Origin of the sequence: Methylibium sp. T29-B (assembly GCF_000576225.1) — a bacterium.
Lineage (GTDB): Bacteria > Pseudomonadota > Gammaproteobacteria > Burkholderiales > Burkholderiaceae_C > Methylibium > Methylibium petroleiphilum.
The window spans coordinates 1-19778 of sequence record NZ_AZSN01000072.1 but is presented as its reverse complement, the minus strand read 5'-3'; the positions used below and the strand labels follow the sequence as shown (position 1 = coordinate 19778).

Below are 19778 nucleotides of genomic sequence, written 5' to 3'. Positions count from 1 at the left end.
TTTTCGGTCGGCGTCAACACGCTGTAGCTCGCATTGCCGGTGAGGGTCAGGACCGGGTCTACGGTGGAGAACGAGGTGGTGTAGGCGTCCAGGTCTGCGACGATCTTCTCGAAGGCTGCCGTCAGGCCCGCGACCATGGTGTCGGGACGGCCGGCGGTGTAGTAGTTGTCGGGCCGTGCCTGAGTACCGACGGTCTGGCCGGTCGTGGACCACCACTCCTGCGGCAGCGCCGCGGTGCGGGTGGCCGGGTCGTAGTCGTTCGGCACGGTGAAGCCACCGTACTTTGCCGCGAGGTAAAACTGGTTGTTCGCGACGAAAGGTTGCTCGAGCACGTCGACCCAGTAGGTCTGGACCGTCTGCTTGCCCTCGGTGGCGGCATTGCCTGCCACCGTGGGTCGGATGTCGGTGGTGTTGGCGTAGTAGGCCAGGCCGACGATGCCGGCCGAGTTGTTGCGGCCGCTGTAGTTGTTGACGTTCGGTGCGCCCAGACCTTGCAGCGCGAACGCTCGGTTGGTCATGGTCTCGGCATTCACCGTGGTATCGCCCGTGACCGCCGCTGGTTTGGGATTCGGCTCTTCCGTTGTACCTGTGGAGCCGGGGAGATCCTTGTCGCGGTGGGTGTAGATGTCGCCGATGCCGAGAATGAAGTTGCGCTGGCACGAATAGAGGATGGGGTCGTTCCAGTTGGTGATGACCGGAAAGTCGTCGAGGTAGGCCGTCCGCGTGGCAGCATTGGCGGTACCCATCGCCGTGTACTCCGGAACGTTGCCCTGGTTCTTGTAGTAGCGCAGCGCGGTGTAGAACAGTTCGCTGACGGGGTCGTAGCTCTTGTAGTTGTTGGTGTTGAGCTGACCGAACTTGTTCAGGTAGTTCATCACCCCGCTGTTCGTGATCGACACGCTCGGCGTGAAGCTCGCGTTGGTCTGTGTCGCGTCGGCCGCATCGGGGTTGATCGCAAAGATGCCGGTCGTCGCGTCCCATTCAGCCGCTGCGTTCGTGACGGCCGGCTGGCCCGGGACCGGCTGTGTCGGGCCGACGAACTTCTGCTGAGCGCGCAGCACCGCGCCGTCGCGCAGGAAGTCGCTATGGTTCAGGTAGCCGAAGGCGCTGAAGCGGATACGGTTGGAATATTTCTGAACCAGTCCTTCTGGTTTCCAGTTGCTGCCGTACTGCACGCAATTGGCTTCGCGTGTGCCGGCTGTCGCCGAGGAGTCGCAGACTTTCACCCGCATCACAGCGCGGTAGACGACGCCTGCCACGGGTGGGACAGCCGGGTTGTAGTCGACCACGACACCGCCAAGCGCCGCCGACGACGAGGCGAACAGCATGTTGATGCCCTGGCCTTGAATGCGCGTGTGGAGGTTGGTGAAGGCCAGCGGCGAAGCCTGCGCCACGGTGGCCGCCACCGTGAGGCTTTTGTCCGGTGCCAGGCCCTGATTGGTGTCACGCGACTTTTGGAGGATCGTCGTTGTGGTTGTGTCGATGATCCGGTAGCCGCCGGTCATTGCCCAGCGAAACGGGTCGATCGTCGGTGTCGAGGACCAGTTCAGGTAATTGCCGCTCCATTCGTCGGCGCCGGTGCAGTTGTGCGCGGTGTTGTCGCCGACCGGATAGAAGTGCCGCAGCTGCGTGGCGGTCTCGGTCGCGTAGTACTGGTACTTGTAGCACTTGTTCGGGTCGAAATAGCCGAGATACGTATCGGTCGTCACGTACGCGGTCGTGTGAGCAGAACGAACCGCAGTTGGCCATTCCACTGAAAGTGCCAAGGCCACGTTGCCTGGGACCGTGGTTCCTGCAAACACCGGGACATCTGCCAGAGCCGTGGCGGCATTCGCGCTCAAGGACGAAGTCATCCAGACTGAACTCAAGACCAGAGCTCTTGCAAGCCCAGCCATCCCGAGGCCGGCCTGATCGCCGCAATTCCATCGCATCTGCGTGGAATGGCGGTCTGGGGTTGGGTAGGGCTTCATGGGGGAGACCTCGCGTGAATACCTGAAGTACCGACGGCTCAGACGCCGCAGCAGGAAAACGTGCTCTGGAAGAATGATTGCGTGTCGCGTGGCCCGGTGGCGCGGATCGTCAGGCGATACACCACCATGCCCGGTGGAGGTGGGCGCTTTTCTTCGGACAGGCTTCCGCCCTCCGGCAACCCTTCGCCCGAGTAGACACAGTTCTCCGGCTCTTCTGTGCTGCCGTTGATGGTGCACAACCGGTCGACCGCGAAGCGCAAGCGGATCTGTTGCGCCGGGACCGTGATGTCGCCATGAGTCCAGCCGGTTGCCGCAAACGCAGCGTCGTCCACGAGGACGAGAGGAATGCCCTGCGCATTGCTGGGCAATACCGTGGCGCTGTAGTTCCAGGCCGGCGCATTGGCGCCACGCGCGGCAATGCCGACCAATGCGCCGCCGGTGCGGAACTGAGTGAGGATGACCTCTGCTGCACGTTCGCTTTGCTGGGCCACATCGCGCTTGAAGGCAAGGTTGCCGGCGGTGGTCAGCGTGATGTCGAAGGAGCGCATCAGCGCGGCCGCCGAGATCAGCATCACCACCAGCACGATCAGGCTGATGATCAGAACGGCGCCGCGCTGCCGGCACATGGCGGGCGTCGCGAACGTGGACGAGCGTCGTAGCTTCATGATCAAGGCCGGAGCAGCAGGTTGCGGACAGGAACGGTCACCTCGATGGCGCGGTGGCGCATGCGTCGATCGGCGGTCGCGATCGCGACGTTCTGCGTCAGCGGGGCGCCACCGCTGGTAAGGTCGGTGAACAGGCCCAGCGTGGCCGGTGCCACGTCCTCCCGCTCGATGAGCGAAGAGCGCATCACGAGGCCGATGCGCACCGCAACGATCCGCCGCAGGTTGGTCGCCGAGGCGGGCGAGCCGTTCATCAGCGCCGCGCTATCCCAGATGCTTCCGGCGGTGGGAGCGAACCAGTCGTTGATCACACCATCGTCATCGGTGTCGACCCCATAGACCGCGCGTAGCGTCATCACGCCTTCGGCCAGCGGCAGCGGCGCGTCGTTGCCGTTGAGCAGCAGCATGTCGTAGCTGAACAGCGTGGTGTTGTCGCCGACGCCAAGCAACTGGAACTGCGGTCGATTGGTGGTCGTATTGCCCAGCGGGATTGCATAGGCGTCCGCCGTGGACAAGGTGGCAAACGTCGTCGACGAGGCGTTGTGGAAACTGCCGCCCAGAGGCACTTGCTGACCACAGTTCAACGGTGGGAACACGGCGGTCGGATCGGCGACGCATGCCGGCTTGTCATCATCACCTGCGTCAACTGGCACTCGCCACCACCGGCCAGCATCACCAGGTCGTTCGCGAAGAATCCGATCGTATTGGGTGCACGGAACTCGAGCGCGCTCACCGAACCCGGGCGCACCGCCGCGGGGGATTCCGCGAAGCCGGCGGCCCCGTTCATCACCATCAAGACATCGGAGCCAGCGGTCGAGGCCCCCTGAAAAATCACCACCGGCGCCAGCCGAAGCGTGAGCGGGATGGCGGTGAAGGGCGCAGGGAGGGCGGCCGCTCGTGGCCACGTTCCTGCCGCGCCCAACGTTGCGTTCAGTCGGCATCCGCCGACACGGCCCCAGCCCTCGGAGAAGCCGGAGCCTGCGCTGCGGATCATGCGGTCGATCGTGTAGGCGGCATAGGCGCCGGACTGGTTGGCATCATTGATTGAGACCGAGGTGCGCTTGCGGCCCTCGCTGGCTGCCAGCACGCCAAACACCGCGAGCGTGACGACGAGGCCGATGGCGACCGCAACCAGCAGTTCGACCAGCGAGAAGCCGCGCATCGTTCGCGGGCTCGAAGAAAGGGCACGAGAAAGGCTCATGTCACCTCCTCGGTCGTCAGAACGACCTCGGACACCAACCGACTGGGGTTCAGCGGCGAACGGGGCTGTTGCCACGTGATCGTGATCACCGCCGTGTTGCCGTTGACGTTGATGTCGGCGGTTCCATTGAGCAAGCCCTGGGCGGTTGGGTCGGCCAGCCGGTTCCGCCACGCCGTGAGCTGGGCCGTCGGCAAGGTGACCGTGCGAGCCAGACGCATCTGCGCGGCGAGATCATCCGCAAGCAGGGCTGCACGATTGCGGTCCTCCGCGTCGACCGAATACTGGGTCGCGCGGACCTGCATCGCCACCAGACCGAGGATGCCGAACGAGAAGATCAGCACCGACACCAGCACTTCGAGCAGCGTGCTGCCGCGTTGCCGGCGGCTCTTCGACACAGAGGGGAGCGACAAGGCTTGGTTCATCACGGAGGACACCCATCGGGGTTGGCGGCGGACAGAGTCTTGGCCGGATCGCACATGCGCACGCGACCGCCCAGCGAAGCGATCACACGCAGCGGCCGGTCACTACCGGGGTGCGCCACGTCGTAGACAGCCTCCGGGTCGGTCGCGTCGATGGTGCAGCCCTCGGTGGCATTCGCGACCTGCTGGCCTGCCGCGTTGAAGCACACGGCCGTGTTCGCGCTGGTGATCGTGACGCCGTTGTTCACGCCGGCCAGCGCGCCGCCTCGGACGAACTCTCGTGTCGTGCCCGTGAGGGGTAGTACGCGAATGCCCCAGTTCCCGCCGTTGGCGTCCGCGGCGGAATCGGCGGTCGGGTTGACGACGTTCGTCAAGAAAAGCTCACGGTGCGGTTGCGCCGTACGGCTTCGGCCTGAGCCTGTCTCAGTCCGTCCTGCAGCACCTGGGCGGTGCTGCGGACGCGGGTGTTGTTGATCCACAGCGTGAATGACGGAACCGCGAGCGCCAGCAGGATGGCCAGCAGCGTGATCGTGACCATCAACTCTACGAGCGTGAAGCCACAGAGGCTGCCGCGGCATCGCGACCACAGGGGCTGCATCAGCACTGCCCTTTCCTCGTGAGCCAGCAGGCGCCGCCAGTTGCCCAGCCGGTGACCGTGGTTGTCGTGGCCTGGTTGCCGGCTTGGTCGACTGTGAATCCAAAATTAGCGACCGGGCCACTGCCAACCGAGCGCAACGTATAGGTCGTGGCCGTCCTGACGCTGCAATCCACGGTGAAATTTCGAACCACTCTGGCCGTTGCGCAAGGAGCTGGGAAAGCTGGGGGGCCGGCGACGTCGAGGTAAGTCCGGTTGTCCTGAAAGTGGCGCTCCATGTCGGCGCGCATCGCAGCAAGTTCATTTACCCCGTCAACCAGTTGCCCACGGATGATGTAGTCGCGATAGCTCGGGTACGCGATGGCCGCCAGGATGCCGATGATCGCGACGACGATCATCACCTCGATGAGCGTGAAGCCCGACTGCCGCTTGAAAGTGAATCGTCGCATGTGACTGTCCCGTTCCGGTTCGCTGGCCTGAAGGCCTGGATTGCGCAGGCCAACTCGGATTTGTTGATCGGAGAGCCGCTGCCCATGACAGATCGCGGATCCGCTTGCAAGCAGTATGGGTGGCGTTGCCGATCGTGCCCATGAAGCATGTCACGCAATCGGCAGGAGGCCGGGCGGGAACCGGACGAAGTGCCGCCTGCGGTCGACGAACGGTCGGAGGGCGTCGCGCGGCCGGCACGGCTGCACGTCTTGAAGGCGAGGGGCCTGCGGCTAGGCCGCGCAGTGCAGCAGCCTCACATGTCTTGCCCAACATGGGCCGCCGCGAGCGCCTGCTGCACCCCCGCCGGCGCCGCCTGGTAGTGGCTGAAGCGGAGGGTGTAGCGCCCTTGCCCGCCGGTCAGGGCATGCAGCCGCGACTGGTAGTTCGCCAGTTCCGACAAGGGCAGCAGCGCCTGCACCACCATCTGCCTGGCCGGGCTGCGTTGCTGCCGATCACCTGCCCGCGTCGTGAAGCCAAATCGCCGGTCAGATCGCCCATGTGCGCCTCGGGGGCCGTGATCTCCACGTCGACCACCGGTTCCAGCACGATCGGCTGGGCCGCGCGTGCCGCGGCGACGAAGGCCTTGCGCGCCGCCGTCACGAACGCGATCTCCTTGCTGTCGACGCTGTGGTGCTTGCCGTCGTGCACCACCACGCGCACGTCGAGCACCGGGTAGCCGGCGATCACGCCTTCGGCCATCGCCTGGCGCACGCCCTTCTCGACCGCCGGCATGAAGTTCGACGGGATCGTTCCGCCCTTGACGGCGTCGATGAACTCGAAGCCGGCCCCGCGCGGCAGCGGCTCGATGCGCAGGTGCACTTCGCCGAACTGCCCGGCACCGCCGGTCTGCTTCTTGTGCCGGTGCTGGCCGGCAGCCGGCGCGGTGACGGTCTCGCGGTAGGCGATCCGCGGTGGCCGGGTCGTCACCTCGAGCCGGTGCAGATCGCGCAGGCGCATCAGCAGCGCCCGCAGGTGCAGCTCGCCGAGACCCCAGACCACCGTCTCGTGTGTGGCCGCGACCTGCTCGATGCGCAGGCAAGGGTCCTCGGCCACCAACTTCTGCAGTGTGTCCCACACCCGCTGTTCGTCGCCATGGCGCTGCGGTTCGATGGAGAGGCCGTGCACCGGCACCGGAAAGTCGAGCGGCGCCAGGTGGATGTGGTCGTCCTCGGCGGCGTCGTGCAGCACCGCGTCGAAGTGGATGTCATCGACCTTGGCCACCGCGCACAGTTCCCCCGGCCCGGCCCGTTCCACCTCGATCAGGTTCTTGCCCTGCAGCAGTAAAAGGTGCCCGACCTTGAAAGGCTTGCGGCCATCACCCACGTAGAGCTGGCTGTCGCTGGTGACGGTGCCTGGTGGATGCGGAAGATGCCGAGCTTGCCGACGTAAGGGTCGACGGTCAGCTTGAACACGTGCGCCAGCACGTGCAGTGCCGGATCGGGCTGCGCGGTGATGGGCATCGCCTGCGCGCCCTCCCCGCGCAGAAAGCGCGGCGGGTTGCCTTCGGCCGGGTTCGGCATCAGCGCGGTCAGGATGTCGAGCAGTTCGCCCACGCCGGTGCCGTGGCGGGCCGACACGAAGCAGATCGGGATCAGGTGCCCCTCGCGCAGCGCCTGTTCGAGCGGTGCGTGCAGTTCGCGCGGGTCGACGTCGCCGTGCTCCAGGTAGCGCTCGACCAGCACGGCGTCGATCTCCACCACCTGCTCGACCAGCGCGCGGTGTGCCGCGGCGACCGAGGAGAAGTCGGCCTCGTGGCCGGCGGCGGCCTCGGGGCGGAAGAAGCAGTCGACCACCTCGCTGCCGCCGCGCGCTGGCAGGTTCAAGGGCAGGCATTCCTTGCCGAAGACGCTGCGCAACTGCTCGACCAGCGCCGCCAGATCGATGTCCTGCGCATCGATCTTGTTGACGATGATGAGCCGGCACAGGCCGCGGCTCGCGGCCGTTTCCATCAGGCGCTGCGTGCCGGCGTCCACGCCGTTGGTAGCGTCGATCACGATCGCCGTAGTCTCCACCGCCTCCAGCGCCGCCAGCGCCGGGCCGCTAAAGTCCGGATGGCCGGGGGTGTCGATGAGGTGGACGCGCGTATCCCCATGCTGAAGATGCACGAGCGAGGTGTTCAGCGAATGCTGGAACTGGCGTTCCAGCGGGTCGTGATCGCTGACGGTGCTGCCGCGCTCCACGCTGCCGGGCGCGCCGATCGCCCCGGCCCGGTGCAGCAGGGCTTCGATCAGCGTGGTCTTGCCCGCGGCGCTGACGCCGAGCAGCGCCATTGTGCGGATCGCGCTCGGGTCCGTCGCGTTCATCGCTTGCGGCATGGCGCTCTCCTTCGGCCGGATCGGCATCGGGTGGGATGGTCAGAGCGTAGAAGATCGATCGGCTAGCCACAAGCGGGCCATGGAACTTTGCGTTCAACCCAGCCGCTCGTCCCCGAGGTTGCAGGGGCGGGTACCACAGACTTCACGTTTAACGGGACCAGGGTGTGCCGGAGGCCCGTAGACGCGGGAGGACATGAGGTCTCGCGCACACTGGAAGCCTCTAAGATGTCGCGTTGACCCTTATCGAGACGGAACCTCACACCATGCTCAAAGCGCTCTCCAAGATGAACCCTGAAGTTCGTGTTCTTTCGCTGGCGGCTTGCAGCCTGGTTGTCCTGTTGACCGCCTGCGGTGGCGGCGGTGGAGGAGGGGGCGGCTCCGGCACGAACGCGCCTCCGCGGCCCACGGCGGGCCTCAGCGATCCCTCCTTGACCCTGCAGCAGAACCAGCCGACCGCCATTTCGCTGGCGCAGGAGATGGTGCAGACCTACCAGCTCGCCGACGAGGCAGCGGCCGCCCAGCAACTGGTGGAAATGGCCCCCGGCGTGCTCGACTCGTCCACGTCGCCTGCGGCCTGCCCGGGCGGCAGCGGCACGATCAGCTTTGCAACGAACGGCTCGGGCTACAACTACACCTACAACGCCTGTGCCAACGCCGGCTACGTCTTCACGGGCAGCGGGGTCATCACACCGACCGGGGTCCCGGCGACCGAATACGACCTCGACTTCAGCAACGTGACCGTGACCGGCGCGAATGCTCCGAACACGGCCTTGACGGGCGCTGCCGTCTGCACGCCCGGAACGAGCGCGGTGTCGTGCATCACCACGCTGGGGGGCTATGTGTGGGGCAATGACGTGAGCTACAGCGCCGGCCTGGCCAACGGCAGCCACCAGTGCGACTGCGGCAACGGCACCTGGAACGTCCTGTTCGACGACTTCGGCGCGACGTCCGGCGCGGCCTATGTCTATGCGAGCAACGGCGAGGCCTCGGTCACGCGGCTGAGTGCCAACACCTTCCGTGTCGTTCTCACCGTCAACGGCGTCACGACGACCTACGACGTGACGACGACCTGATCGGTCGATTCTCCTGGGGCGCCGGGCAGCTCGAACATCGAGGGCCCGCCGCCCCCGCTCTCACTGGAACGCCACCTCCGCAAAGCTCCTCAGCTTGCGACTGTGCAGCTGGTCGATGCCGTTGCGCCGCAGCAGTTCGATCGCCCGCAGCCCGATGCGCAGGTGCTGGTTCACGCGCTCGCGGTAGAAGTGATTGGCCATGCCGGGCAGCTTGATCTCGCCGTGCAGCGGCTTGTCGCTCACGCACAGCAGCGTGCCGTAGGGCACGCGGAAACGAAAGCCGTTGGCGGCGATGGTGGCGCTCTCCATGTCAAGCGCGATTGCGCGGCTCTGGCTGAAGCGGCGTTCCGGCGTGCTGTGGCTGTGGTGGAAGGGCAGCAGCTCCCAGTTGCGGTTGTCGGTGCTGGCGACGGTGCCGGTGCGCATTACGCGCTTGAGTTCGCTGCGCTCGAGCTGGGTCACATCGGCGACCGCGGCTTCCAGCGCCACCTGGATCTCCGCCAGCGGCGGGATCGGCACCCACAGCGGCAGCTCCTCGTCGAGCACATGGTCCTCGCGCACGTAGCCGTGCGCGAGCACGTAGTCGCCGAGCTGCTGCGTGGTGCGCAGGCCGGCGCAATGGCCCAGCATGATCCAGGCATGCGGGCGCAGCACGGCGATGTGGTCGGTGATGGTCTTGGCGTTGCTGGGGCCGACGCCGATGTTCACCATGGTGATGCCGGCACGATCGTGGCGCACCAGGTGGTAGGCAGGCATCTGCGGCAGCCGCGGCGGCGGCGCGCCGAGGAAGTCGCCCGGCTCCAGCGTGCAGCCGGTGCGCCGCATCACCACGTTGCCGGGCTCGACGAAGGCCACATAGCCGTCGTCCTGGCCACCGCCGCTGCCGCCCTCGAACAGTGAGGCCTGGCCGCGCGGCAGGTGCATCAGCTCGTGACCGAGCTTGATGAACTCGTCGATGTAGAACTGGTAGTTCGTGAACAGCACGAAGTTCTGGAAGTGCTCTGGCGTGGTGCCGGTGTAGTGGCGCAGCCGATGCAGCGAGTAGTCGACGCGCGCTGCGGTGAACAGCGCCAGTGGGTGGGTCGCCGCGCCGGATGCGTCTGGCGTCGGTTCGTGCGTGCCGTTGGCGATGCCGTCGTCCATGGCGCCGAGATCGGGCAGATCGAACAGGTCGCGCATCAGCGTGCGCCGCTCGGGCGTCAGCGTGCCTTCCACGTGGTCGTGCTCGGCGAACGAGAAGTGCACCGGGATCGGCTGCGTGCTGCTGCCGATCTCCAGCGCGACACCGTGGTTGCGCAGCAGCAGGCGGAACTGCTCGAGGTAGTAGTCCCCGAACAGATCGGGCCGCGTCAGCGTGGTCTCGTAGCGGCCCGGGCCGGCGACGAAGCCGTAGGCCAGCGGCGTGTCGGCCCGCGCCACGGTGTCGATGTGGACGGCCACGCGGGGGTAGCAGGCGCGCACGCGCTGAGGGAAGTCCTCGCCGGCCAGGAAGCGCTGCAGGTGGTCGCGCAGTCGCACCAGACTGGCGTCGTACAGGCTGCGCGCGGCGTCGAGGGCGGCCTGCGCGTCGGTGTAGCGCCGGGGGCCGTCGTCTGGAGGAGAGGGCGTCGTCATGACGGCATTCTGCGGCCTTCGTGAGGCGGTGTCTGTGGCGGCCGGCGCACCTGCTGCCGCCTGTCGGCGCGGTCGACGTATGTCCGGCTGTGTAATAAGGTCGCGCCATGCCGACCACTCCTCGCCGCATTCTGCCGATCATCGTCGCCGCCCAGTTCGCGAGCACTTCGCTGTGGTTCGCCGTCAATGCGGTGATGCCCGATCTTCAGCACGCGCTCGGTCTGCCGCCTACCGCTGTCGGCTCGTTGACTTCGGCGGTGCAACTGGGCTTCATCGCCGGCACGCTGGTGTTCGCGCTGGGGTCGGTCGCCGACCGCCATTCGCCGCGCCTCGTGTTCCTGCTGTGCGCGATCTCCGGTGCACTGTTCAACGCCGCGCCCGTGCTCTGGCCGGCAGGCGCGCTGGACCTGCCGACGCTGTGGCTGCTGCGGGCCTTGACCGGCTTCGCGCTGGCCGGCATCTACCCGGTCGGCATGAAGATCGCCGCCGGCTGGTATCCGCAGGGGCTGGGCCGTGCGCTGGGCTGGTTGATCGGCGCGCTGGTTCTGGGCACCGCGACGCCGCATGCGCTGCGGGCCCTGGGCGCGCACTGGCCCTGGCAGCAGGTGATGCTGGTGGTGTCCGGGCTTGCGGTGCTGGGGGGCTGGATGGTGTGGCAGTGGGTGCCGGAGAGCACCCATCTGCCCCGCGCCACGCGCCTGCAGTGGCGTGCCTTCGGCCGCGTGCTGACCGACCGCCGCCTGCGTGCACCCGTGTTCGGCTACTTCGGCCACATGTGGGAGCTCTACACCTTGTGGGTGTTGCTGCCGGCGCTGCTGGCCACGCGGCTCCAGGGGGCAGCCATCTCGGTGGGTGCGTTCGGCGTCATCGCCGCGGGGGCGGTCGGGTGCGTTGCGGGGGGCTGGCTGGCGCAGCGCCACGGCAGTGCGCGCGTGGCGGCGGGGCAGCTGGCGCTGAGCGGCCTGTGTGCGTGCTCACGCCGCTCGCGATGGCAGCGCCCGCCGCGGTGTTCGCGGCGTGGCTGCTGGTGTGGGGCATCAGCGTGGCCGGCGACTCGCCGCAATTCTCGGCGCTGACGGCCACGCATGCCCCGCGCGAGGCGGTCGGCAGCGTGCTGACGCTGGTCAACTGCATCGGCTTCTCGATCTCCATCCTGAGCATCCAGGGCTTCGTGGCGCTGGCACAGCACCACGATCTGTCGCTGTTGCTGCCGTGGCTCGGTCTCGGGCCGCTGCTCGGCCTGTGGGGCCTGCGGCCCTTGCTGGTCCGCGAGGGCTCGCCGCCCTGAGGACTCCCGCGGTCGCAAGCTTCAGTCTTCCCACTCCAGTTCGGCGTAGGCCGCAGTCACGTTGCGGGCGTGAAAAACGTCCAGCAGTCGCCAGTCGGGTCGATCGGGGGCGATGCGCGCCACCGCCTGCGGCAGCGTCAGCCCGGCCTTGAGCGCCGCGCGCACATCGGACTGCAGCCGGGTCAGGTAGGCCTGCTCGGCATCGAGCGCCGCCGGCCAGGCCCGGCTCGGCGCGCCGTGTCCCGGCACGACGGTCGTGATGCCCTGCCAGCCGCGCAATTGCGACAGCGCGGCCAGCCATCCCTTGAGCCGTCCGTCGACCACCGGCGTGTGGTCGACGAACAGCAGGTCGCCGAGAAAGAGCGTGCCGCTGGTCTCGTCCAGCACGCTGAGGTCGGCATCGGTGTGGGCGGTCGGCCAGGCGCGCAGGCTGAGGCGACGCCCGCCCAGGTCGAGTTCGAGCGTGTCGTCGACCCGCCGGGTCGGGGGCACGATGCGGGCGCCGTCGGCGAAGTCGGGACCGAAGTCACGCTTCAGCGCGTTCAGGTAGAACGGGCCGCGCACCGCCAGCGCGGAGGGCAGGCGATGGTGGCCGACGAACTCCGGCGCCGGCTGGCCGGCCGTTCGCCCGGCCTCGGCGAACACGCTGTTGCCGAGCACGTGGTCCGGGTGGGCGTGCGTGTTGATCACGTAGCACACCGGCAGCGGCGTCACGTCACGCACCGCCGCCAGCAGGCGCCGGCCGACCGGCGCGCTGCCGCCGGTGTCGACCACGGCCACGCAACGGCTGCCGACCACGAAGCCGCTGTTCGAGACATCGCCCTGGTTGGTGGGGCCCCAGTCCTCCAGGGCGCCGCGATGCAGGTAGACGCCCGGGGCGAGCTGCTCGACCGTCGAGGGCCTGGCCTCAGCGGCCGGCGCAGCATGGCCGATGCCGGCCGCCATCAGGCATGCGACGGCGCCGATCAGCGCGCGGCGCAGCCACGGCGACGCATGCGCATGCACCGGACACCGGGCGGCGACGCGGGACAGGCCGGCTACTCCTTGATGCCGACGTCGAAGAAGCAGCTCTTGCGCGCGGCCGCCTGCAGTTCGCGGAAGCGCTTGATTTCGACCTGCATCACCTCCACGTCGCGGATGCTGTTGCCGCGCTCGCCACCCATGCTGTTGGCGTTGGTGGCAGTGCTCATGGTGGTGAAGTCGTCGAAGGAGATCTGGCTCGCCAGTTTGTCCAGCACGCAGGAGCACTTGTTGAGCATCTCGTAGTGATGCCCGGGGTGCAGCTTCATGCACTCCTGCACGTAAGCGACCCGGTCGGCCGTGGGGTAATCGTGCGCGGCAGCGGTGCCCGCACCGATCGCCAGCACGGCTCCGACGGCAGCGAGCGGGAGGAGGTGCGTCGGACGACGCAAGGAGGTCAGGCGTTTCATGGGCATCACTTCTTGCTGGGTTGTTTGTCGCCGGCCGCCGGGCCGGCAAGGGTCATGACTTCTTCGAGCACCGGAGCGTCGCCCGGCAGCGCGCCGGGAAGCGCTGTCCGCACCTGGTACACGCCGCCGGGTACACCGCTGGCGAGCACGAACGTGTAGCGCTTCTGCGCATATTTTTCGAAGCGGGCGCGTAGCGGATCGGTCTCGTAGGGGTTGAGACTCACCTCTTGCGCATCGACCTCTCGGCCTTCGTAGCTGATCTTGGTGTCGCGCACCTTCGCCTCGTCGACCATCGTCATGCGGATGCGCTTGCGGAAGTAGCCCGACTTGCCCTTGGTCAGGCGCTCCATCTCGCGGATGTCGCGCTCGAGAAAGTAGAGGATGACCGGATTGGCCTGAGCCTCTTCGATCTCCGGCAACTTCATCTTGCGCTCGCCGCTGAGGAAGTTGCCATCGACCGTGCAGCACACCTTGCCCTTGCGCTTCACGTCGATGCGCACCTCGTCCTCGAAGCCCGGCTCCAGCGAGCCCGACTTCACGAAGGTGTAGCGCAGCGAGGCGGGGGCCTTGACGTTCGCCAGTTGGTGATCGACGAACACCAGCTTCTCCGCTCGCGAGAATTCGCTCGGATCGGCAGCCAGAGCGGGAAGTGTCGTCGTGCAGACGACCGCGGACAGCAGCAGTGTGGTGATCGCGCTGCGCTCGATGGGGCTTGCGCCAGGATCATGGTTTCTCCAGTTCGGCCGCGAGTTCGCGGGCCTGTTTCGGGTCGAGCGCCGCAAGGCGCGCGACGGCATTGCGTGATTCGCGCAGCTGGCCCTGCCGCTTGTAGACCTGGGCGAGTCGGGCCCAGCTGCGGTTGTAGGTCGGATCGATCTCCACGCTGCGCTGGAAGGCGCGGATGGAGGGCTCTGGCTGGTGCAGGCCCTCGAAGGCGACGCCCAGCAGGTAGGGTGCTTCCGGATCGTCGCCGGCCTCCTGTTGCCAGCGGTCGGCCAGCTGGGCGAGTGCCGCCCATTGCTGGCCCTGCTCCAGCGCGGCGGCCTGCAGGAAGTAGGGTTGCTCGGTGTCCGGCTGCTCCCAGAAGCTCTTGCCGGCCAGCGGGGCGACCGCGTTGTAGGGCAGTTCGTCGTTGAGCTGCGCGAGCACCCAGTCGGCGGGTGCGGCGAAGTAGTGGCGAGCGCCGCCGCGCAACCGGAAGGTCAGGATGCCGACCAGCTTGCCGTCGGCATTGAACAGCCCGCCACCGCTGGCTCCCGAGCTGAACCAGTTGCTGCTCTGCACGATCTGGCTGCCGGACCAGTGGTGCAGGGCCACCACGTCGCCTTCGCTGAGCTGGATGCCCACCCCGCCGGTGTAGCCCATCGCCAGCACCTGCTGCCCGGGGTGTAGCGAGGCCGCGCGCGCGATCGGGACGGCATCGCCCTCCAGCCTCGGGACCTGCAGCAGACACACGTCGCGGAGCATGTCGGCGGCCTGCAGGTTGGCCGTCCAGCGCACACCGCCCTTCACCACGTTCACGCGCACCGCGTGGCGCGTCACATGGCAGTTGGTCACCACCCTGCCGGGGCCGACGATCACGCCGGAACCGAGCTGCAGGCCGCCCGCGGCGCTGACCGCCTCGATCTTCAGCACGCTCGGCGCCAGCCGGATCAGCGCGGCGCGGTCGATGTCGGCCCGCGCGCCGGGCGGCAGACCCAGCAGCCAGGCTGCTGTGAAGAGGAGGGAAAGCCGACGCATGGAGCCTGCAACTGCACTCGGCGGCGGGACCGGCGGCTCACTGCCGCGTGGTCGCCGCCGGTTCGTTGTCCAGCAACGGCACGTTGAAGTCGCGCAGGATGGCCGTGATCTCGGGCCGCAGCTTCTCGATCAGCGTCTCGATCTGCTGCTTCCACTCGCGTTCGCCATAGCGCACGCCCATCGCCATCGGGAAATCGAACTTGACGCCCGGCTCCGAGCGCATCGGCACGACCACCAGCTGCGGCTGCTGCACCTTCTTCGCGAAGTAGCCGCCGATCGGCCCCCACACGATAGCGGCGTCGATCTTGCCGCTCGCGAGGTCCTTCTCGATGATCTCGCCCGGGTACTGCTTCGGGTCCGCGTTCATGATCTGGTAGGGCACGCCCTGCTCGACGAGCTGGTGCTTGTTCAGCCACTCCGATGCCGGCGAGCGGTCGTAGAGGCCGATGCGCAGCTTCTGGAGTTGCGCGCGATCGAGTGCGAGAAAGTCGTCGATCGACTTCACGCCGTCCAGGCCCTTGCCCGACGCGTAGACCAGCGCGTAGGTCGACCGGTAGTAGGGCTTGGTGGCCGACACCTGGTCGTAGCCGGCCGGCACGCCCATGATGATGTCGCAGCGGAAATCCTCGCCCGGCAACTTGTAGCGCAGCGTGTTGCGCACGAAGGCCAGCCTCTGCGGGAACGAGTAGTACTCGACCGGCAGTCCGAGTTCCTTGGCGAACAGCTCGGCGATCTTGTTCTCGTAGCCTTGTCCGTCGAGGCTGGAGAAAGGCAGATTGTTCGGGTCCTGGCAGACGCGGAAGCCTTGCGCGGCGGCGGCTCCTGTGCGGCGGCCGGCAAGGCCGCGCCGGTCAGCGCGGCCAGGGCCAGCACGCCGGCGGCGGCAGCTTCGCGTCGTGCAGCGCGCGTCATTGGATCTCTTCGACCTTGGAGCGGGTGATCGCGCCGTCGGAGCGACCCTTCAGATAGGCATACAGATGGTCCATGTTGTCCATCACCTGCGGGCTGCTGCCGAAGCTCTGCATGCCCTTGTCGAGGCGGCCGTCACGGACCGTCTTGACGAAATCTTCCTTGCTCAGCGTCTTCAGGCTGTTGATCAGCGACGGGCCGACCATGCCCTCCTGGTTGGCGCCATGGCAGCGGTCGCAGGCCGCCGCACGCCAGGTGCGGAAACCCTTCATCGTGTTGGCATCGACCTTGTAGCCATCGACAACCTTGTAGAGCGGCTTGTCCTGCGCGGACGCCAGCGGGGCCACGCTGCCCAGGGCAACGGCGGCGAGGGAGACAAGCAGGCTATTCAGTCGGAACATCATGATCAACTCAGGAAAGTAAAAGACTCTCATTGAACGACAAGGGGATGGCGAGCGTTGACCGTTCACCATCCCCGCAACACACCATTCGCGAGGGGCTCGTGCCCCGTCACGAAGTTAACGCTTGCAGATCAGTTCGGCAGTGCAAAGACCGTCAGCGAGCCGCCGAGTTCCGTGTACTGGTTCAGCTCCTTGTAGCCGCCCACAGCACCCAGGCCGTCCTGGTCCTTCTCGAGGCCCGCTGCCATGCCGATGCCGGCCCAGCCGCCGATGCCCGAGAACACGCCCATGTACTGCTTGCCCTTGTGCTCGTAGGTGAACACGTTGCCGATGATGCCGGACGGAGTCTTGAACTTGAACAGTTCCTTGCTGATGTCCTTGGCATCGACGCACTTGAAGTAGCCCTCCAGCGTGCCGTAGCAGCTCAGGCCGCCCGCGGTGTTGAGCGAACCGCTCCACACCGAGAACTTCTCGGCCTTGCTCTGCACGATCTTGCCGGTACCGGCATCCCAGGTGATGTAGTTGCCCATGCCACCATGGCTGCCCGGAGCCGGGAACATCGACAGCGTCGCGCCCACGTACGGCTGGCCCGCGGTGTACTCGACCTTGAACGGCTCGTAGTCCATGCAGACGTGGTTGGTCGGCACGTAGAAGAGCTTGGTGTTCGGGTCGAACGAGGCCGGCTGCTGGTCCTTCGAGCCCAGCGCCGCCGGGCAGATGCCCTTGGTGTTGACATCGGGGCCGTTCTGCGCCGTCGAGTACTGCTTCACGACCTGGGGACGGCCGGTCTTCATGTCGACGTGGGTCGCCCAGTTCACCTTCGGGTCGTACTTCTCGGCCACGAGCAGCGCACCGTTGGTGCGGTCCATCGTGTACGCGAAGCCGTTGCGGTCGAAGTGCACCAGCGCCTTGGTCGGCTTGCCCTTCACGTTGATGTCCGCGAGGATCATCTCGTTGATGCCGTCGAAGTCCCACTCGTCGAACGGCGTCATCTGGTAGACCCAGTTGACCTTGCCCGTGTCGACGTCACGCGACCAGATCGACATCGACCACTTGTTGTCGCCCGGGCGCTGGCTCGGGTTCCAGGTCGACGGGTTGCCGGTGCCGTAGTACATGGCGTTCAGCGCCTTGTCGTAGCTGTACCAGCCCAGGTGGTGCCGCCACCGATCTTCCACTGATCGCCCTTCCAGGTCTTCAGCGACGAGTCGGCGCCCACCGGAGCGACCTTGCCGTCGATCCAGGTGGTGGTCTTGGCCGGGTCGATCAGCATCTCGGCGTCGGGGCCCACGCTGTAGCCCTTCCACGCCGGCTTGCCGTCCTTCAGGTTGTAGGCGGCGATGAAGCCGCGCACACCCCACTCACCACCGGAGATGCCGGTGATGACCTTGTCCTTGAAGACGTGCGGGGCGTTGGTGTTCACGGCGCCGAGCTTCGGATCGCCGTTCTTCACGCTCCACACCACCTTGCCCGACTTGGCGTCCAGGGCCACGAGGTTGGAGTCGGCCTGCTGCAGGATGACCTTGCCTTCGGCGTACGCCAGGCCACGGTTCACCGTGTCGCAGCACATCTGCGGGATGACCGCCGGATCCTGCTTCGGCTCGTACTTCCAGAGGATCTTCTGGGTGTTCAGGTCGATCGCGAAGACCTTGTTGGGGAACGGCGAGTGCAGGTACATCGTGCCGTCGATGACCAGCGGCGAGCCTCGTGGCCGCGCAGCACGCCGGTGGAGAAGGTCCACGCGACCTGCATCTTGCCGACGTTGCCCTTGTTGATCTGGTCGAGCTTGCTGTAGCGCTGGTTGAACATGTCACCAGCCTGCATCGCCCAGTTCTTGGAATTGGCAATGTTCTTCTCGACGTCCGCATTCGCTTGCACGACTGCCGGGATCGCGAGCAGCGCCAATCCGAGGGGGCGCATCAGGCGCCAACCCGAATGCTTAGAAACTTTCATCGTCGTCTCCGTAGTTGGAATGAGTGGGTACAGCTTTGGGTTTGCTCCGTAGCGCTCCCCGACTCTTTTGTAGTCCTGACGTGAGGCACCGAGTACCTAGGACAGACCCTGACCGACCCGGTTCGGGCGGACCCGCCTGACTCAGAATGGCGCAGACACTAGGGGTTGCCCGAGGCTGAATGCAAATAAATCGGCCGGGAACGGGCATTGCGGTGTGCGCGTCGGCGTGACGCGGCCGCGTTCAGCGTGCGGTGCGTGTGTGCGGCGATGCTCGCCGCATTGGCGCGTTGCAGACACAACGCGACCAGCGCGCGGTGCGCGCGCCTTGCCTCGTCAAACGGAAGCGTCGCCTTGGGAGTCGAAAGCCGCGTCGGGCCAGTGCCGCGCCTGCAGCGGCGGCAACGCGGCCTCGCAGCCGAGCATCGCACCGTCGCACTCTTCGCCGTGAGACAGCGCGCCCACGTCCGGGCCGTCGATCCGACCCCGCCGACACCAGCGCCGCACGTCGGCCACCCATTCGTCATCGTTCGCCATCCGACGCTCCGTCATCGCCCGGAATGCCGGACCCTGATTGCATCGTCGGCCTGCGGCGCCATCGCGGCAATCGGCCGACAGAGCAGGTCTCTGTAGGACGGGGCCTACAGACCGGCGTGCGCGGTCCGAGGGGCTTCCGCGGTCGACCGCGCCAGACACCAGTGCCGCTCCGCCTTGTCCGAGTGCTGGCCGCAACGCTTGAGCTCGTCGTCCGGTGCGCGCAGCGCCGGGGGCGCCGCGGTGGACGCCTCGGTGGGGCTCGCGCCGCCCACCCCGATCACGAATGCCGACAGCAGGCCGATGGCGAGCGCGCTGGCGGCGGCGGTGAGACGGTGCAGCCAGGCCGGCATGCCGGAGGGGCGGTTTGAGGCGGCGCTGCGATCGCGTGAGGAACCGTTTGTGCGTGTGTTCAAGGCGAGGCTCCAGGCTGGCCGCGGCGGCTGCCGACTCCCTCCAGCGGACGCATGGTGGCGGTGCGGCCGGGCGCCTGCCATCGGCCGGCGCAGCGACGTCTTGTCGGACGGCGCCTACAAACCCGGCGCCTGCGGCGCTTCGCACGCCCGTGGAGCGCGAACTCCGGAAGAACCGGGCCACAATTCGCAACCAACCTGGTTCTCGATGAGTTCGACGCCACCGCCCCCCGTCAAGACCGCTCTGGGTCACGAAGAACTGCGCCAGCGCACGCGCACGTTCAGCCAGCGCCACCGCACCGTGCTGCTGCTGGTCGACGGCAAGCGCCTGCAGGACGAGGTGCTCGCGCTGGCGTTGAAGGCCGGGGTGGCCCCGACATTTTTCGACGAACTGGTGGCCGCCGGGCTGGTCGACCTGCAGGAGCCGGTGGCGGAGACCGAGGTCGCCGTCGCGCCTGTGAGCGAACCGGGCACCGCGTCGGGTGAGGCCGAGGTGGCGCGAGCCGCCGAGCCGCCTGCGGTCGACCGGACCGACCTGGACGAGGCGGTCTTCCACGACGTGGTGCTGGGGGTCGAGGTGCCGGAGCGGCCCGAGATGCCGGAGCCGGCCCCCTCGACCGACACCCAGGGCGGCCGTGCCGAGGCCCGCCCCGAGCCGAGTTTCGAGGACAGCGTGCCGGTCCCGCTGGTGCTGCCGGCCGGCAGCGCCGAGGCTTTGCCGGTGCGTCCCGCCCGGGTCAAGTTCGCTGCGCCGCTGTACCAGCCGCCACCGCCGCGG

19 protein-coding genes and 4 pseudogenes are annotated in these 19778 nt (G+C 67.2%); 4 read left to right on the top strand and 19 right to left on the bottom strand.

All coding sequences use genetic code 11. The features are described from left to right. The 9 genes and pseudogenes from Y694_RS12680 to fusA form a co-directional block, all read right to left on the bottom strand. A pseudogene (locus Y694_RS12680) lies at window positions 1–1970 on the bottom strand (pilus assembly protein); the annotation flags it as partial. A 38-nt stretch (window positions 1971–2008) separates the two neighbouring features. Further along, complete coding sequence (locus Y694_RS12675) at window positions 2009–2641, bottom strand: type II secretion system protein (protein ID WP_152543522.1); 633 nt, start codon at window positions 2639–2641, stop codon at window positions 2009–2011. Next, a complete protein-coding gene (locus tag Y694_RS24860; protein ID WP_036232973.1) occupies window positions 2638–3198 on the bottom strand; it encodes a PilW family protein in 561 nt (186 codons plus the stop codon). Before Y694_RS24860 ends, Y694_RS12675 begins: the two co-directional genes overlap by 4 nt. A 14-nt stretch (window positions 3199–3212) precedes the next feature. Next, window positions 3213–3794, bottom strand: a complete 582-nt coding sequence (locus Y694_RS12665; protein WP_036232970.1) for a PilW family protein — start codon at window positions 3792–3794, stop codon at window positions 3213–3215. A 35-nt stretch (window positions 3795–3829) separates the two neighbouring features. After that, the gene (gene pilV / locus Y694_RS12660) at window positions 3830–4255 is read right to left on the bottom strand and encodes a type IV pilus modification protein PilV (protein WP_036232967.1); all 426 of its coding nucleotides are present in this window, start codon (window positions 4253–4255) and stop codon (window positions 3830–3832) included. Further along, window positions 4255–4626 carry a GspH/FimT family pseudopilin gene (locus Y694_RS24855; protein ID WP_036232964.1) on the bottom strand — a complete coding sequence of 124 codons (372 nt, stop codon included), beginning with the start codon at window positions 4624–4626 and terminating at the stop codon, window positions 4255–4257. Before Y694_RS24855 ends, pilV begins: the two co-directional genes overlap by 1 nt. Beyond that, entirely contained in the window at window positions 4623–4850 is a 228-nt protein-coding gene (locus Y694_RS24850; protein ID WP_036232995.1) for a Tfp pilus assembly protein FimT/FimU, read from the bottom strand. The genes Y694_RS24855 and Y694_RS24850 overlap by 4 nt, the downstream gene beginning before the upstream one ends. Continuing rightward, complete coding sequence (locus Y694_RS12645) at window positions 4850–5296, bottom strand: type IV pilin protein (protein ID WP_036232961.1); 447 nt, start codon at window positions 5294–5296, stop codon at window positions 4850–4852. Before Y694_RS12645 ends, Y694_RS24850 begins: the two co-directional genes overlap by 1 nt. A gap of 293 nt (window positions 5297–5589) precedes the next feature. Continuing rightward, window positions 5590–7651 (bottom strand): annotated as a pseudogene (gene fusA / locus Y694_RS12640) (elongation factor G). A gap of 428 nt (window positions 7652–8079) precedes the next feature. On the opposite strand from fusA, the gene Y694_RS12635 reads away from it, so the two are divergent. Next, the gene (locus Y694_RS12635) at window positions 8080–8724 is read left to right on the top strand and encodes a hypothetical protein (protein ID WP_036232959.1); all 645 of its coding nucleotides are present in this window, start codon (window positions 8080–8082) and stop codon (window positions 8722–8724) included. A gap of 60 nt (window positions 8725–8784) precedes the next feature. Here the strand turns inward: Y694_RS12635 and Y694_RS12630 are convergent, their stop codons facing one another. Continuing rightward, on the bottom strand, window positions 8785–10338 hold the full coding sequence (locus Y694_RS12630; protein WP_036232956.1) for an AMP nucleosidase: 1554 nt from the start codon (window positions 10336–10338) through the stop codon (window positions 8785–8787). A gap of 107 nt (window positions 10339–10445) precedes the next feature. On the opposite strand from Y694_RS12630, the gene Y694_RS12625 reads away from it, so the two are divergent. Both Y694_RS12625 and Y694_RS26770 read left to right on the top strand, forming a co-directional pair. Next, entirely contained in the window at window positions 10446–11414 is a 969-nt protein-coding gene (locus tag Y694_RS12625) for a nitrate/nitrite transporter (protein WP_310732240.1), read from the top strand. Further along, window positions 11327–11626, top strand: a complete 300-nt coding sequence (locus tag Y694_RS26770; RefSeq protein ID WP_310732239.1) for a hypothetical protein — start codon at window positions 11327–11329, stop codon at window positions 11624–11626. Before Y694_RS12625 ends, Y694_RS26770 begins: the two co-directional genes overlap by 88 nt. A gap of 21 nt (window positions 11627–11647) precedes the next feature. Here the strand turns inward: Y694_RS26770 and Y694_RS12620 are convergent, their stop codons facing one another. From Y694_RS12620 to Y694_RS12580, 9 genes and pseudogenes are all read right to left on the bottom strand, one after another. After that, the gene (locus Y694_RS12620; protein WP_155935825.1) at window positions 11648–12631 is read right to left on the bottom strand and encodes a quinoprotein relay system zinc metallohydrolase 2; all 984 of its coding nucleotides are present in this window, start codon (window positions 12629–12631) and stop codon (window positions 11648–11650) included. A gap of 32 nt (window positions 12632–12663) precedes the next feature. Beyond that, window positions 12664–13056, bottom strand: a complete 393-nt coding sequence (locus Y694_RS12615; RefSeq protein WP_011830972.1) for a hypothetical protein — start codon at window positions 13054–13056, stop codon at window positions 12664–12666. Between the two features lie 5 nt (window positions 13057–13061). Continuing rightward, window positions 13062–13655: a hypothetical protein gene (locus Y694_RS12610; RefSeq protein ID WP_051512061.1), complete on the bottom strand. Its 594-nt coding sequence runs from the start codon at window positions 13653–13655 to the stop codon at window positions 13062–13064. Window positions 13656–13779: 124 nt separating this feature from the next. Beyond that, window positions 13780–14796 (bottom strand): tetratricopeptide repeat-containing serine protease family protein, encoded by a 1017-nt coding sequence (locus Y694_RS12605; protein WP_051495747.1) that lies wholly within the window; start codon window positions 14794–14796, stop codon window positions 13780–13782. Between the two features lie 37 nt (window positions 14797–14833). Further along, entirely contained in the window at window positions 14834–15571 is a 738-nt protein-coding gene (locus Y694_RS12600; protein ID WP_231497668.1) for a substrate-binding domain-containing protein, read from the bottom strand. A 133-nt stretch (window positions 15572–15704) separates the two neighbouring features. Then, on the bottom strand, window positions 15705–16109 hold the full coding sequence (locus Y694_RS12595) for a cytochrome c (protein ID WP_036232980.1): 405 nt from the start codon (window positions 16107–16109) through the stop codon (window positions 15705–15707). A gap of 128 nt (window positions 16110–16237) precedes the next feature. Further along, window positions 16238–18056: pseudogene (locus Y694_RS12590) on the bottom strand (methanol/ethanol family PQQ-dependent dehydrogenase). 333 nt (window positions 18057–18389) lie between these two features. Then, window positions 18390–18590, bottom strand: a complete 201-nt coding sequence (locus Y694_RS12585; protein WP_036232954.1) for a hypothetical protein — start codon at window positions 18588–18590, stop codon at window positions 18390–18392. A 104-nt stretch (window positions 18591–18694) separates the two neighbouring features. Beyond that, a complete protein-coding gene (locus tag Y694_RS12580) occupies window positions 18695–18940 on the bottom strand; it encodes a hypothetical protein (RefSeq protein ID WP_036232951.1) in 246 nt (81 codons plus the stop codon). 268 nt (window positions 18941–19208) lie between these two features. Between Y694_RS12580 and Y694_RS24300 the strand changes: the two are divergent. Next, a pseudogene (locus Y694_RS24300) lies at window positions 19209–19778 on the top strand (hypothetical protein); the annotation flags it as partial.

What these genes read in the sequence shown, in the direction of transcription:
- Y694_RS12665 (WP_036232970.1), bottom strand. Translation starts at nt 3,794, where the DNA reads ATGCGCGGCTTCTCGCTGGTCGAACTGCTGGTTGCGGTCGCCATCGGC.
- pilV (WP_036232967.1), bottom strand. Translation starts at nt 4,255, where the DNA reads ATGAACCAAGCCTTGTCGCTCCCCTCTGTGTCGAAGAGCCGCCGGCAA.
- Y694_RS24850 (WP_036232995.1), bottom strand. Translation starts at nt 4,850, where the DNA reads ATGCAGCCCCTGTGGTCGCGATGCCGCGGCAGCCTCTGTGGCTTCACG.
- Y694_RS12645 (WP_036232961.1), bottom strand. Translation starts at nt 5,296, where the DNA reads ATGCGACGATTCACTTTCAAGCGGCAGTCGGGCTTCACGCTCATCGAG.
- Y694_RS12630 (WP_036232956.1), bottom strand. Translation starts at nt 10,338, where the DNA reads ATGACGACGCCCTCTCCTCCAGACGACGGCCCCCGGCGCTACACCGAC.
- Y694_RS12625 (WP_310732240.1), top strand. Translation starts at nt 10,446, where the DNA reads ATGCCGACCACTCCTCGCCGCATTCTGCCGATCATCGTCGCCGCCCAG.
- Y694_RS26770 (WP_310732239.1), top strand. Translation starts at nt 11,327, where the DNA reads ATGGCAGCGCCCGCCGCGGTGTTCGCGGCGTGGCTGCTGGTGTGGGGC.
- Y694_RS12615 (WP_011830972.1), bottom strand. Translation starts at nt 13,056, where the DNA reads ATGAAACGCCTGACCTCCTTGCGTCGTCCGACGCACCTCCTCCCGCTC.
- Y694_RS12605 (WP_051495747.1), bottom strand. Translation starts at nt 14,796, where the DNA reads ATGCGTCGGCTTTCCCTCCTCTTCACAGCAGCCTGGCTGCTGGGTCTG.
- Y694_RS12595 (WP_036232980.1), bottom strand. Translation starts at nt 16,109, where the DNA reads ATGATGTTCCGACTGAATAGCCTGCTTGTCTCCCTCGCCGCCGTTGCC.
- Y694_RS12585 (WP_036232954.1), bottom strand. Translation starts at nt 18,590, where the DNA reads ATGGCGAACGATGACGAATGGGTGGCCGACGTGCGGCGCTGGTGTCGG.
- Y694_RS12580 (WP_036232951.1), bottom strand. Translation starts at nt 18,940, where the DNA reads ATGCCGGCCTGGCTGCACCGTCTCACCGCCGCCGCCAGCGCGCTCGCC.